Source organism: Bacillus pretiosus, assembly GCF_052947655.1.
On record NZ_CM129593.1, the window covers coordinates 4,918,829 to 4,932,824 of the forward strand.

The window sequence follows — 13,996 nt, forward strand, 5'->3', positions numbered from 1 at the left end:
AGGAGTAAAAACTTCCTTCCTCTACTAACTCTATTTTTTAGGTACATATAATAAATCATATCCATTGCGCCCATTTTTACTCGTACAATCTATTAACCTATAAGTGATTTCTAATTCTCCCTGCTCTTTAACAATACTTTTGCAACTATCTTTATGTAATCCTTTATGTTCACCAGCAAATTGGTCTTTTCTATTATCTAACACATAAAGTATATCGTTCTCACTATGCTCTACCGTTTGAAAAATCGGATCACCTTCATGGGTATACTGCACAATTCTTATTTTATCAACTTTCCCTTGGTCAACATTCAAAACGAACTTTTCAAATTTATCTAGGTTGGAAATTCCTGCTCTCTTTACAATGACATCATTCTTCTTATCAATGTCAATGTTAGGTTGTGAGCATGCTACTAAACTAAAGAGAAATAAGCATATAAAACCTGTTTTTCCTATCGTTATCCTCTCCTATACAAACTATTGGTATACTAGAAAAAGCTACTTTCCTCTATGAAAGTAGCTTCTCTTTTTCTTTTTCCTTCTTCGGGAAAAGAACATATGAAAATGAAATAACTGTATCCACTAAAAGTATAATCGCCCAAACTTGGCTAACACGACTTGCTTTTTCATTTAAAACAATCCCCGTTTCTAACCAATTATGCCATTGTTCAAACGGGACAAAACCGTACAGAAAGAAAAAGAAAATATGCACAACAACGAATAAAACAAGATGTAATAACCAATTTTTTATTTCCTGTTTCGCATAGGCCATACCTGTTAATTCTACGTGCTCTTCCATAATTGGCGCTGGTTCATTCCGCCATTTCGCAACTAGCTTTTGCGCAAACATATCAAGCTTCTTCAAATCCTTTTTCCCGTAGAAAACTGCATACAATAAAATAACTACCGTAATGATTTGAAAGTTAGAGAACTTCCCTGTTTGATAATAGTCCACTACCCCTAAGGTTAAAATAAACACTTCATTTACGAGGAGTACAATCCCCATAATAAAGCTCGCCTTCTTCAAACGGAATCCGTAACGAAGTAAAAAGAAGCCGATAGCCGATAACCAAAATACAATCTCTGCCCCAATTAAAAAATACCAACGATATTCTGCAAGTATACTCATTTATCCATCTCCTTTTCATCATATATACGAAAAGCTTCTTCCATATATAATAAAAGTTCTTCTTCAATTGGATACATGCTCATTTTCTGTGAATCTTCCTTCGATTTTCTAACTTCCCATAACTTATCTAAAAACGCTTCGTCACCATTGGCCATTTCTAAACATTTCTGCATTAATCTCTTCGTTGCCCCTTGTACCTCATCACTCGCTGCTTCTTTGCCGTCTTTCATAAAAGTACGTAATTGCTTTAATAAATCTACCCATTCTAAAACATTCGGATCTTCTTCACTCATATTTGGCAAGTTATGAAGCAATTTTTGTTCTTCCTTTGAAAATACTTCATTTTGAAATATTTCACGTATACGAGACGACTGTTTCGAAAGCTGAATCAGTTCAAACATAACTTTCCAATCAAGTTCCCCTTCCACATCTACCGAATAAACAACAGCTTGTAAAACACGCTCCATTCGATTAAATTTCTTTTGTTCTTCCTGTACAAACCGAAGTTGTTTTTCAAGAGAACCCTTTAAGTTAAGGTCACCTTTTACTAACATATTCGCAGCCTCTTTTAATGAAAAGCCCATTTCCTTTAAAAATAAAATTTGCTGCAACCGTATTACGTCAGCTTCACTATATAAACGATGCCCACCTTCTGTTTTCCCGCTCGGCTTTAATAAATCTATTTGATCATAATAACGTAATGTACGTACCGTTACCCCTGTTTCTCTCGTCAATTGTTGTATTGAAATCACTACCATCACCTCTTCCCCTTCATTATAAAAGATGACGTTACGTAACTTTCAAGACTTTTGTAAAAAAAATACAAAAAGCTGTTTATACTCTTTGTATAAACAGCTTTTACGGAAATAATCCCTTTTGTATAGCGCGCCCACAAAATAAAATAAGTGCTCCAACAACAACACTCGTTGCTGTTTTATGATAATGAGCTGAAACTAATAAATAATATGATAAACCTACAGTGCCAATCATAATACAAATGCTTGGCACTGGATAACGAGAGAAGTTCTGCATTCCCCAAAACAAAGCAAAAATAGCCGTAGCGACACATAATACCGGTAATCCCATCCCAGTTCCCCTTTTTCTATCTATTCCTTGTTGCTAACACACTCGTCGATGCCCTACTTATTAATAAGCCAAAAATAGCAATATATAACAACTCATTTACATGTACTGCTTGCCTATCTAAATACTTATTTAAACAAAGATACATAATGAACAAGAACACGAAGCTTGTAATACTAATCGTAAAATATGACTTCATCTTATTCACAACTCGCTCATCAATCGACGGTACTCCCTCTTCTTTCAAACGCTTCTGTTCTCTATATTCCGCAATACTTATATAAAATGACTAGTGCTACATTCGATATGAAGATTGTTCCCCACGAAATACTTAAAATCATTAAACTCATATTTAAAACAAGACCCGCTAAAAACAAACTTCCTATGAACCGTATAATATCTTACTTACTCATACATGATCAGCCTCTTTTTGATTTCTATATTTCCACTTCGGCCAATAGTTCACAAGAAAATACACCCACTGCCCTATTACAAATAAAACAAATGGCATACCAGCATTTCCGTCAACAATTAAATTATATAAACTCCATATCGCTAAACTAATCGTAAAAAATAACCCTACATATTTAAACGCTTTATCTGACTGAAATCTCTCAAACTCATCTTGCATTTTTCATTCCTCCTATCGCTATGCTCGTTTCCCTATCATGACTCCTATGATGAGACTACCCGCAAATAAGGAACTACATATCATAAATATTTCTTGCACTGGTATAACAGCTCTGCCTATTGCTTTACTCGCAACAATATAAACAATAAGCAATAGAAACGCGAATACAAATGAGACATTTACATATTTTTTTATATTTTCATTTACTCGCTCATCTATATCTGGAAGTTCTTCTTTTTTGTACTTACGCTTTTTGTAATACGAATACACCATCAAAAATACAATTGCTAAAACGTTACTCACTACGAGCGGTAAAATTGGTATAGCCGGATTCATACTATGAACTACAATGTCTCCCAAAAACAATCCAAAAGTCGCACCGATAAATAACTTTTTAGTATCGTTCATTTTTTCTCCCCTTACTCTAGCGTAAATATTTCCTCCACCTTCACCCCAAAATATTTGGCGATTTTTAGGGATAACTCTAGACTCGGGTTATAATGATGGTTTTCAATCGCCACAATCGTCTGCCGCGTCACCTGCATCGCCTTTGCCATTTCAACTTGCGTTATATGATGTTGCTTTCTTAACTCTTTTATTTTATTTTTCACACCCATAGGCTCCACCTTCGAAAGTAAAGATATCTTTACTTTAATTATAAATATTTTCCAGTTATAAGTGAAGATATCTTTACAAATTTTAGAAAAACGTTTCACTGATCACCTTCTCTAACAAAGTACAAGCGTAATTAAATTTATATCAGCTATTTTTTTAATATATCGACACCCGTAGCACTATAAACATAAAAAAAGCTGTCCAAAAATATCTTTTGGAACAGCTTCTTCGTCCTACTACATAAATCCTAATGCATATACAAGAACGTATCCAAGAATAGAAAGGAAAACCGAGCCGATCAGCCCCGCCACGAATGCCTTACTTCCTAACTTACGGAACGTTTTAAACTCTACATTTAAACCAAGCCCCGCCATCGCCATTGCAATAAGCATGTAAGCAAGAACAACGATGTATCCGGCAACAACTTCTGGTATAACCCCGAGCGAATGCACTGCACTCATCGCTAAAAATCCGAAGATGAACCACGGAATTGGAAGGTCACGCCACGATTTTTTTTCCTCGCTACCTTCACTCTTACCAAACCATAATCCAATTAAAATCGCTACTGGCACAAGCATTGCAACGCGCGTTAATTTCACGATAACTGCGATGTCTACAGCCGTACTTCCTCCTGGCGCCGCAGCTGCGATGACATGAGCGATTTCGTGCAGCGTCGCACCTGAGAATACACCGTAACCGTACGGTGAGAAGCCAAGCACTGGGTATAATAGCGTATAAATAAGTGTAAATATTGTACCTAAAATTGCAATAATTGCTGCCCCAACTGCCGTTTCTTCATCCTTCGCTTTCACTTGCGGTGCAATTGCCACGACCGCAGCCGCGCCGCAAATTGCTGTTCCGCACGCTGTTAAAATTCCGAGTTTCTTTTCTACCTTAAATACTTTCGTTAGCCCATATACAACGAAAATCGTAAATGTAATAACAGCGGCAGCGATGACCAATACTTTCGGCCCTGCCTTCGCAATATCAACAAGATTTAACCGCATTCCAAGTAAGATAATCCCAAAGCGCAGCAACTTCTTACTCGCAAAGTTCGTTCCAGCTATCGCTTCTTGTGGAACGCCAATTGCCGCACGCCAAACCATCCCAATTAGAATAGCAATTACTAATTGTCCCATAATATTTAAAAATGGAAGCTCTGCTAAATATTTCGCGGCAATTGCGATTAATAACGTAATTCCAATACCTTGCGAAAATCCAAAGCCCTTCTTCTTTTGTATAACAAGTGTTTGTTCCACTTTGTACCACTCCAATAATCGTATTGGAACATGCATGTTCTTTCTACTTATATTATAAGAGAGTTTCTATAATAAGTTTAATATCAATATTGAATCTCTATCATCAGAAATACTTATGATAAGATGATAGAAAAAGAAAGGAGCCCATTACATGAACGTAGACATTTTAAAAATATTTGTTACTGTCGTTGAACAGAAGCATTTCTCCCGTGCAGCAGAATTATTAAACCTTTCACAGCCTGGCGTAAGTATGCATATACGCAACTTAGAAAACGAATTTGGCACTACACTTATTCAGCGCTCTCCGAAGCACGTTCAAGTGACGGAAGCTGGAAACATATTATATATACACGCAAAACAAATGCTCTCTCTTTATGAAGATGCTAAGCAAGAAATTAACGAGCTACATAACGTTGTAACAGGAACTCTTCGCATCGGTGCTAGTTTCACAATTGGCGAATACTTACTTCCAAAAATACTGGCTAACTATGCGAATGAAAATCCACACGTTGAAGTTCATACCTTTATCTCAAATACAGAAGACGTTTTGCAAAGCCTTCGCTCTAATCAAATCGATATCGGCTTAGTCGAAGGGCAAGTCGTATACGCCGACGTGGACGTTGAAACGTTTATGCAAGATGAAATGAAGCTCGTCGTCCCGCCAAATCATCCACTGCTCCGCACAAATGAAATAAATGAAAGCACACTCCAAGATCAAGTATGGGTATTAAGAGAAAGTGGTTCTGGAACACGCGCTTATAGTGACCGCTTTATTCATCAACACCATTTAAAATTGAAGCGCTTCTTTACATTCAGTAGTATCCAAAGCGTGAAAGAAGCAGTTAGTGCCGGGCTTGGCATCGCTATACTTTCTGATTGGACTGTACGGAAAGAGTTACTGGCAAAAGAGCTATTCCACGTCGAAGTTCCAAATGAACAACTCATCCGTCCATTCTCCATCGTGCGCGGCAAATACTTCATCCCGTCTAAAGCTATTCAGGTGTTTTTAAATTATGTAGACTCTTTTGCGAAAAAACAGCATTGACCTTCACATTAGTGTGAAGGTTTACAATACATGTACAAGGGGTGAAACACATTGCGAATTGGAGAGTTATCAAAAGAAACCGGGGTTAGCGAAAGATCACTAAGACATTATGAAGAAAAGGGATTACTCCCTTCTAAGCGCCTCGCAAATGGCTACCGTGACTTTGATGAAAGTGCCATCGAAAAAGTGGAGCTTATTCAAATGTACTTACAAATTGGCTTAAATTTAGAAGAGACGGCAAGGATGCTGCGCTGCCTCGAAATAGAGCCGCACCTGTACGAAAATCCTTGCAGCAGTATCCTTACGCTTTATGAAGATAAACTTAATGAAGTAACGAAGCAAATCTCATTACTTTCTAGCATTCAAACGAATTTGCAAAAACACGTTTCACTCCTAAAGCAAACAAAAGAAAAGGGATGATTACATGTTTGTTATACATGGCAGTTCAAGACAAAACGGAAATACAGAAGCTTTAACACATATGGTGATTGATGGAATTGAAACAGAACAAATTTACTTGCGTGATCATATCGTCCACCCAATCATAGATCAGCGCCATGATGCAGAAGGATTCCAACCTGTAAATGATGACTACGAGCAGTTAATCGAGCGTATGTTAGAGCACGACACAATTATCTTTGCTACACCGCTATACTGGTATGGAATGAGCGGTCATATGAAAAACTTCGTCGATCGCTGGTCACAAAGCTTGCGTGATACATCTCTTCATTTCAAAGAAAAAATGAAAGGTAAAAAAATGTACGTTGTCATCGTTGGCGGAGACAATCCAAAGCTGAAAGCATTACCGCTTATTGCTCAGTTCCAATATATCTTTGATTTTGTTGGTTCATCATTTGAAGGGTATGTTATTGGGGATGCGAATGGATTGGATGAAATCAAAAATGATGCTGAGGCTCTAGCAAAAGTACAATTGTATAATAATAAGTTCAAAAATAGTAAATAGAAATAAGTTTGACAAACCATTTTGTATGCGCATACAATAAAAGTAACATTATGAAAGGAAGGTACTTTGACCAATGAAGTTCTAATTCTCTTATTTATTTCATCCATCACAAATAGTGAACAAAAAATGATGAAAACTAGCAGGGGATTAGTCTGTCCATTTGTCGATACTTTCTTTCGAAACGATCATGTAAAAAAATCGTTTATTTATGTACGATTTTTTACATGCAAGGGCGACGTTTATCCTCTCTAGTGAAACTAGGGAGGTTTTTTTATGACTATTTTATTCGCACGCAATATTGAAAAGAGCTTTGGTGATCGCACACTATTTACGTTACCGTCACTGGAAATTCAAGCACAGGATCGCATAGGAATTGTCGGAGTCAACGGAGCTGGTAAATCTACGTTATTACAAATATTAAGTAAAGAAATAGAAGCTGACAAAGGCATAGTAACTCATCATAGTTCTATCAGCATCATTCCTCAACTTAGCGAGGAACTACCGGAAACCACTTCTGCTCTCGCAAAAGGAAAATGGAGTATTTCAAACGTTACAGATGCAATGAGCGGTGGTGAACGAATGCGGCTAAAGATTGCTCATGCTCTCGAACAAGATGCAGGAATTTTATTTGCTGATGAACCAACAAGCCACTTAGATATGGTTGGTACAGAGCAATTAGAAAAGGCACTTTTATCTTATAAAGGGTCACTTGTTTTAATATCGCATGATCGTGAATTTCTAGATAATATATGTACAAAAATTATTGAAATTGAAGACGGGACGATTCAAGAGTATAAAGGAAACTATTCCAACTATCGAAAGCAAAAAGAACGTGAACGAACACAAAAACAAGCAGAATATGATCAATATATACAAGAAAAAAATCGTTTAGAGCAATCAATTTCACAAAAAAAGCAACGTGCTTCTAATATGACAAAAATCCCAACTCGATTCAGTTCATCTGAATCTAAACTTTATAAGTTAAGCGGGGCTCATGGCCAAGAACAGGTTAGCAAAGCAGCGAAAGCATTAGAAACACGTCTCGAAAAACTAGAAAAGAAAGAAAAGCCAAAGGAACTTTCTCAGACTCAGTTTGACGTGCAATACCATACACCCATTCATAGTAAAGTGGCAGTACAGTTCAATAAAGCAACAAAGAAAATAGGCGACCGCACACTATTTAAAAATATGAATGGAACCATTGCCCCTGGTGCAAAACTTGCTATTTTAGGTGCAAACGGAAGCGGCAAAACAACTTTGTTCAACATGCTTCTCGCAAACGAGCGTGGCATTCAGCTTTCGAAAAGTTGTAAAATTGGATACTTTGAACAAACACTATCAATTTTAAAAACAGATAAAACCATTTTAGAGAACGTTCTAGAAGAAACCAACTATACAGAAGCATTCGTTCGAACAATACTCGCACGGCTTTTATTCCGCCGTGAAGATGTTCATAAACCTGTACATGTCTTAAGTGGCGGCGAACGAATGAAGGTCGCACTCGCAAAAGTATTTTTAGGAAACTATAATATGCTTCTGCTCGATGAACCGACAAACTATTTAGACTTAGCGACGCAAGAAGAATTAGAAATCATGTTACAAGAATATCCTGGCACAATACTTTTCATTAGCCATGACCGTGCCTTTATTCGCTCTGTTGCAGACCATATTCTACAAGTAGATGAGAGTGAACCAAGAATATTCCACGGTAATTACGAGCAATACACAAAAAGAACCACCGGGGATTCTGTAAACGTAACTGAACAAGAATTATTACGATTACAAACAAAATTAACAGAAATTATCGGCCGAATTTCCATGCCAAATCATCACGATGATATCCCATCTCTCGAACAAGAATACGAAACATTATTAGTTCAAATCCAGAAATGTAAAGAAGCGCTCTAATGTCTTCCCTATATATCGACAGGGCCTTCCGCATTTCCCAAGAAATATTGGAACTTCGACATAGAATAGCATTAATAAAAGTGAAAAAGCCGTGCATCAGCACGGCTTTTTCACTTTAAATACGGACAGCAGTTCCGCTCACTGCAACCATTAGCATTCCTTCGCGAACTACTTCGTAATCCACGTCGATACCAACAATTGCATTCGCATTTTTTTGTCTTGCGAAAGTTTTCATCTCTTCCATTGCAATGTCGCGCGCTTCTTTTAATTTACTTTCATAAGCGCCCGCACGACCGCCGACAACGTCACGGACAGAGGCGAAAAGGTCACGAACGATATTCGCGCCCATAATCGCTTCTCCATTGACGATATCGATATACTCAATAATTTCTTTTCCTTGAATTGTAGACGTTGTTGTTACAATCATGCTTCATAGCCTCCCATATAAGATTTTCACTTACTTATGGTGCACTAATTCAGCAGAAATTATATTTACGAACTGAACTGTGCTTCGTATAACCTGCTGTATCCTCCGCCTTGTTCAATTAATTCATCATGTGAACCTTGTTCTGCAATACCATCTTTATTTACAACGACGATACGATCTGCATTTTTAATCGTTGCAAGTCTGTGAGCAATAACTAATGTTGTACGGCCCACAGATAGTTCAGCAAGTGATTTTTGAATCGCCAGTTCCGTCTCTGTATCTAATGCGGAAGTCGCTTCATCTAATATTAAAATTGGCGGGTTTTTCAAGAACATACGAGCAATCGCTAGACGCTGCTTCTGTCCACCAGAAAGTTTCACCCCACGCTCACCGATAACGGTATCTAAACCGTCTGGTTGTGAGTAAATTAAGTCTTCTAACTGCGCACGTTTTACTGCCTGCCAAATTTCAGCTTCTGACGCCTTTAAGTTTCCGTAAGCGATATTTTCACGAATTGTTCCTGAGAATAAGAACACATCTTGCTGCACAATTCCAATTTGCTTACGAAGTGAAGATAACGTCATATCTTTCGTATCAATACCATCAATTTGAATCGATCCAGACGATTGTTCATAAAAACGTGGTAATAGACTACATAACGTCGTTTTTCCAGCTCCTGATGGTCCTACGAAAGCAACTGTTTCACCTGCATGTATTTTCAAATTAATATCATTTAAAATCGGTTCTTTATTTTCATATCCGAATGTAATGTTGCTATATTGAATATCACCATGTACATGTTTAACTTCCATCGCATCTTTAGAGTCTACAATATCTGGCTCTGTTTCAAGAAGCTCTACATATCTCTTAAAACCAGCGATCCCTTTCGGATAGCTTTCGATTACCGCATTAATTTTTTCAATTGGGCGGAAGAAAATATTCGTTAATAGAACGAATCCGATAAATCCACCGTACGTTAATTCACCTTGCAGAACAAACCATGTACCGCATATTAAGACGAAGAGCGTTACGAGACGCATGAGCATATAACTAATCGATGAATTTAACGCCATAATTTTATACGCCATTAATTTCGTTGTACGGAAACGAGCATTGTTTACAGCAAATTGCTCTTTCTCAAACTTTTCATTTCCGAATGCTTGTACAACACGGATACCGCCAACGTTGTTCTCAATACATGCATTGAAATCAGCAACGTCTGAGAATAAACGTCTAAACGTACCTGTCATTTTTTTATTGAAGTAAAGTGCCAACCACAATAGGAATGGAATAACGAAGAACGTTAATAACGCTAACTTCCAGTTGATCATCATCATAAATGAGAATGCCCCAACTAAAGTCATAACAGCGATAAATAAATCTTCTGGCCCATGGTGAGCAATTTCCCCAATTTCCATTAAGTCGTTTGTAAGACGTGAAATTAAATGACCTGTTTTATTATTGTCAAAAAATCTGAATGATAGCTTTTGAATGTGATCAAATAATTTCTGTCTCATATCCGTTTCAATGTTAACACCAAGCATATGTCCCCAATATGTAACGACATATTGTAAGCCTGCATTTAATATATACACTGCAAGTAAACCGAAACAAGCCCATAAAATAAGCGTCCAGTTTTGTCCTGGCAATAACTTATCAATAAATTGATTTACGATAAGCGGGAAGCCAAGTTCTAGTAACCCTGCGACAACTGCGCAAGAAAAGTCGAGTATAAATAAACCTTTATACGGTTTATAGTAAGAAAAAAATTTACGTAGCATATCTTACCTCCATTTTCCAAAATTAAAAAGACTCACTAAATGATAACCATTATCAAATAATTATTCAAGTTATCCGTCTATGAAACTAAAAAGAATGTTTGCGATGGTTGTCGTTTTTTCCATAAATTCGATATATTTGAATAATCACCGATATAAATTTCATTTACTACTAATCCCGCCCCCACAACCAAAAAGGGTATCACCACAAGGTGATACCCTTTCCTCTATTACATCGCTTCCGAATCCCACTCATGCTCCTGCTGAACAAACACAATTCCTAATTCGTGATGTCCTCCGGCGTATAATGCCGTTTGGGCAAGGCGAAGCTCTCCATTTGTATCTAATACTTCTAATTTACAAAATGCTCCTGTCGTCTTCGTTTGAAGCGCATCATAAAATTCCTCAGCGCTTCTTGGAATGACTCCATTTACTTTCGTAATCACTTCTCCAGGCAGTAAATTCAGCTCCGCCCCAATTGTATTCGGGATTGTATCTAATACAACAAGTCCATCATTACGTGCAGCGAAATACGCCGGTCTCGTCTCATCGGCAATTTTTTCTTGCATGGAAATTGTGAAACGCCCAAGCATTGCGACTCCCATTGCGATAATGGCAAGTACGTGCCACCAATAACTTGCGATTCCTAAAACAAGTACAATTCCTGCTAATCCGTAGACACGCCTTCCTGTAAATAATAAAGCTTCCGTTGGCTCATAACTTCTAATCTTTCTCATAAATCCAATTAAAAATGGAACGAGGAATAGAGAATAGGTATGTGAACCGATTGAAACGACAGGCCACCATGAAATAAACTGCGTTACTGCATCACCTGGTACAAGAATAAAAATAGGAACGATCCATAAACGCTTTGATTCGTGTAAACCAATCTTTAGCCCACGCTTACCCTTCCTAATCTTCGGCGTAGAATATCCTACTGCATTTTTAGAAATCAACAAGCCCTCTACAACGAGCATGACACCTAGTAAAATAGCAAGAGATACAATCGTACTCTCTTCCCCTTCTCCAAGCTGTAAGAAGGAAACTGGTAGCTTAGAAGATACTAGAACGCATACAATTGCGATACTAAATGTATAAGCTGCTGATAAATATCGATACATAGCAGTTAATCCAAATAATAACGTCCAAAGTAAGATGACCCATAAGCTCGCTTTGGAAACGACAAGGCCAAGTCCAATTGTAAGAATAGATACGATTAATCCGTATCCAACTCCCGCAAATAGAGATGTTCGCAGTTCAAACCAAATATCATAAACTTTAAAGGAAAAATCCTTTCGTTCTCGTAACATACGTAAGTATCCAACGAAGATACTACTTATTAAAAATACATAGACAGCAGGGTGTAAGAAAAAACGTCCAACTGCCCGCATTATTTCAAAAATCCATGCCTCCACGAACTCATTCACCACCATTTATATCATTCTTTCTTTTTATATTATCATAACTGGACAAACGTTTGTTTAACACAAAAAAATACAGGCAGCAAACTGCCTGTATTTCTTTTTATTTCGCTTTAATGGGCAGTAAGACCCCCACCTCAAAATTCAGCGAAAGCAAAGAATTTAGGTGGGGGATCCACTGCCCATAAAAGTCCGATTGGTTCAACTAATAATTAGTGGGGATGAAGAAAACCCCCACTGATTAAAGTTTCACTTTATTTCACTATTAATTTTAATGCGGACTGTAATTGTAGATCATTTTCTCCAGAACGGATTTTTTCAATAATTTTAGTTTGAATCGCCTCAGCTGTCTTTTTATCAAGCTGTCCCGTCGCTTCCATCTCATTCGCATTTTGGAATGCTTTCAGCGCTGATTCTGTCTCTTTACTAAAGTATCCATCTTCACGCCCTGGTACATATCCTAAACTCTTAAGCATTTCTTGCGCGTGTTTTACTTGCACATCATTTGAATTGTATGAAAGTGTCTTTTCAATTTGAATTGGTGTCGCATGATAATAATCTGGTTGCTTCACTTCTACTGTTGGCGCGATTCCTTTTTTATGAATCCAGTTTCCATCCGGTGTTAACCATTTAAACATCGTTAATTTAATGTTGCTGCCATCTTTAAATGGAACGGCTTGCTGAACAGTACCTTTACCAAACGTTTTTTCACCAATTAAATCGTATCCTTCTCCCTCTTTTAGCGCACCCGCTAAAATCTCTGAAGCAGAAGCACTTCCGTTATCAATTAATACTGAAATTGGATATGGCTTTTTCTCTTTCAGTTCCGTAGAGAATTTCTTTTTCTCACCATTTCGTTGCTCTACTTGTAGCATCGGCTTTTTATCCGTCATAATTTCCCCTAGTATCTCTTCTACACTATTTAAGTAGCCACCAGGATTACCACGCACGTCAATAACTAAGCCTTTTATGTTTTTCTTCTCTAACTCTTTTAACTGATCCTTAAATTCTTTCGCTGTATTTTCAGCAAAAGAAGTGATTTGCATATAACCGATATCTTTTCCGCTCTCTTGTTTCACAGAACTAAACACCGTGAAGATTGGAATTTTTTCACGCTTAATTTTAAATACAATCGGATCAGCTACTCCTGCACGCTTAATTTCAATCGCGACAGTCGTTCCTTTTTTACCACGAATCTTTAATACTGCTTCTTCACGTGATAAATCTTTCACACTATTTCCATCTACAGATAAAATTTGGTCATTCGGTTTAATTCCAATCTTTTCTGCCGGTGAGCCTTTAATTGGAGATACGATAATGAGCTTACCGTCCGTTTTGTTCACCTCAGCCCCGATCCCCTCTAGCTCAGGATCAAGTGATTCACTAAACTGTTTAGCCGTTTCTTTATCCATATACGTGGAATAAGGGTCCTTCAGCGTAGACAACATGCCTTGTATTGCACCTTCGACTAACTTGTCATCCTTCACGTCTTCCACATAACGTGAATCAATTAGTGCATACGCCTCATTAATTTTTGCCAAATTCCCTTGTGAGGTGCTAGCGTTTCCACTCGAAATTGTTTGCGTTACTTCTGCTGGGTTAACCCCAAATAAAGACATACCTGCAAACATTCCGCCAGCACCAATTAAAAATGCAACAACCATTCCAATAATTGCAACTCTACGTTTCAATGCGGAATTCCCCTTTCCAAAACACACAGGTGGTGTAGCAAAAGGCAT

General features: G+C 37.6%; 16 protein-coding genes and 1 pseudogene. 4 read left to right on the forward strand and 13 right to left on the reverse strand.

What is annotated here, in order from left to right; genetic code table 11:
• Nucleotides 1-30 precede the first annotated feature (30 nt).
• From ACU8YW_RS25575 to ACU8YW_RS25615, 9 genes and pseudogenes are all read right to left on the reverse strand, one after another.
• On the reverse strand, nt 31-459 hold the full coding sequence (locus tag ACU8YW_RS25575; protein WP_137035897.1) for a DUF4362 domain-containing protein: 429 nt from the start codon (nt 457-459) through the stop codon (nt 31-33).
• A gap of 46 nt (nt 460-505) precedes the next feature.
• Nucleotides 506-1,126 carry a hypothetical protein gene (locus tag ACU8YW_RS25580; protein ID WP_426934173.1) on the reverse strand — a complete coding sequence of 207 codons (621 nt, stop codon included), beginning with the start codon at nt 1,124-1,126 and terminating at the stop codon, nt 506-508.
• The gene (locus ACU8YW_RS25585; protein WP_141542771.1) at nt 1,123-1,884 is read right to left on the reverse strand and encodes a MerR family transcriptional regulator; all 762 of its coding nucleotides are present in this window, start codon (nt 1,882-1,884) and stop codon (nt 1,123-1,125) included. Before ACU8YW_RS25585 ends, ACU8YW_RS25580 begins: the two co-directional genes overlap by 4 nt.
• Before the next feature lie 100 nt (nt 1,885-1,984).
• Nucleotides 1,985-2,212 carry a hypothetical protein gene (locus ACU8YW_RS25590; protein WP_000524128.1) on the reverse strand — a complete coding sequence of 76 codons (228 nt, stop codon included), beginning with the start codon at nt 2,210-2,212 and terminating at the stop codon, nt 1,985-1,987.
• 16 nt (nt 2,213-2,228) lie between these two features.
• A pseudogene (locus ACU8YW_RS25595) lies at nt 2,229-2,559 on the reverse strand (ATPase).
• Nucleotides 2,560-2,618: 59 nt separating this feature from the next.
• Entirely contained in the window at nt 2,619-2,840 is a 222-nt protein-coding gene (locus ACU8YW_RS25600; protein WP_088064793.1) for a hypothetical protein, read from the reverse strand.
• A gap of 18 nt (nt 2,841-2,858) precedes the next feature.
• The gene (locus ACU8YW_RS25605; protein ID WP_087983941.1) at nt 2,859-3,248 is read right to left on the reverse strand and encodes a hypothetical protein; all 390 of its coding nucleotides are present in this window, start codon (nt 3,246-3,248) and stop codon (nt 2,859-2,861) included.
• A gap of 11 nt (nt 3,249-3,259) precedes the next feature.
• Nucleotides 3,260-3,457, reverse strand: a complete 198-nt coding sequence (gene relB / locus ACU8YW_RS25610; RefSeq protein WP_000538359.1) for a type II toxin-antitoxin system RelB family anti-toxin — start codon at nt 3,455-3,457, stop codon at nt 3,260-3,262.
• Between the two features lie 234 nt (nt 3,458-3,691).
• Entirely contained in the window at nt 3,692-4,714 is a 1,023-nt protein-coding gene (locus ACU8YW_RS25615; protein WP_141522828.1) for a YeiH family protein, read from the reverse strand.
• A gap of 151 nt (nt 4,715-4,865) precedes the next feature.
• Between ACU8YW_RS25615 and ACU8YW_RS25620 the strand changes: the two genes are divergently transcribed.
• The 4 genes from ACU8YW_RS25620 (at nt 4,866) to abc-f (ending at nt 8,631) form a co-directional block, all read left to right on the forward strand.
• Nucleotides 4,866-5,759, forward strand: a complete 894-nt coding sequence (locus ACU8YW_RS25620) for a LysR family transcriptional regulator (protein WP_087983943.1) — start codon at nt 4,866-4,868, stop codon at nt 5,757-5,759.
• 51 nt (nt 5,760-5,810) lie between these two features.
• Nucleotides 5,811-6,179 (forward strand): MerR family transcriptional regulator, encoded by a 369-nt coding sequence (locus tag ACU8YW_RS25625; RefSeq protein WP_046955576.1) that lies wholly within the window; start codon nt 5,811-5,813, stop codon nt 6,177-6,179.
• A gap of 4 nt (nt 6,180-6,183) precedes the next feature.
• Nucleotides 6,184-6,723, forward strand: a complete 540-nt coding sequence (locus tag ACU8YW_RS25630) for a flavodoxin family protein (protein WP_088064794.1) — start codon at nt 6,184-6,186, stop codon at nt 6,721-6,723.
• 273 nt (nt 6,724-6,996) lie between these two features.
• The gene (gene abc-f, locus ACU8YW_RS25635; protein WP_088064795.1) at nt 6,997-8,631 is read left to right on the forward strand and encodes a ribosomal protection-like ABC-F family protein; all 1,635 of its coding nucleotides are present in this window, start codon (nt 6,997-6,999) and stop codon (nt 8,629-8,631) included.
• Nucleotides 8,632-8,746: 115 nt separating this feature from the next.
• Here the strand turns inward: abc-f and ACU8YW_RS25640 are convergent, their stop codons facing one another.
• The 4 genes from ACU8YW_RS25640 to ACU8YW_RS25655 all read right to left on the reverse strand — a co-directional run bounded on the left by ACU8YW_RS25640 (nt 8,747) and on the right by ACU8YW_RS25655 (nt 13,948).
• The gene (locus tag ACU8YW_RS25640) at nt 8,747-9,058 is read right to left on the reverse strand and encodes a heavy metal-binding domain-containing protein (protein ID WP_000637523.1); all 312 of its coding nucleotides are present in this window, start codon (nt 9,056-9,058) and stop codon (nt 8,747-8,749) included.
• Between the two features lie 65 nt (nt 9,059-9,123).
• Nucleotides 9,124-10,839, reverse strand: coding sequence for an ABC transporter ATP-binding protein (locus ACU8YW_RS25645; RefSeq protein ID WP_088064796.1), 1,716 nt, complete (start codon nt 10,837-10,839; stop codon nt 9,124-9,126).
• A 227-nt stretch (nt 10,840-11,066) separates the two neighbouring features.
• Nucleotides 11,067-12,251: a PDZ domain-containing protein gene (locus ACU8YW_RS25650; RefSeq protein WP_137035902.1), complete on the reverse strand. Its 1,185-nt coding sequence runs from the start codon at nt 12,249-12,251 to the stop codon at nt 11,067-11,069.
• Between the two features lie 260 nt (nt 12,252-12,511).
• On the reverse strand, nt 12,512-13,948 hold the full coding sequence (locus ACU8YW_RS25655; RefSeq protein WP_000830301.1) for a S41 family peptidase: 1,437 nt from the start codon (nt 13,946-13,948) through the stop codon (nt 12,512-12,514).
• Nucleotides 13,949-13,996: the final 48 nt, after the last annotated feature.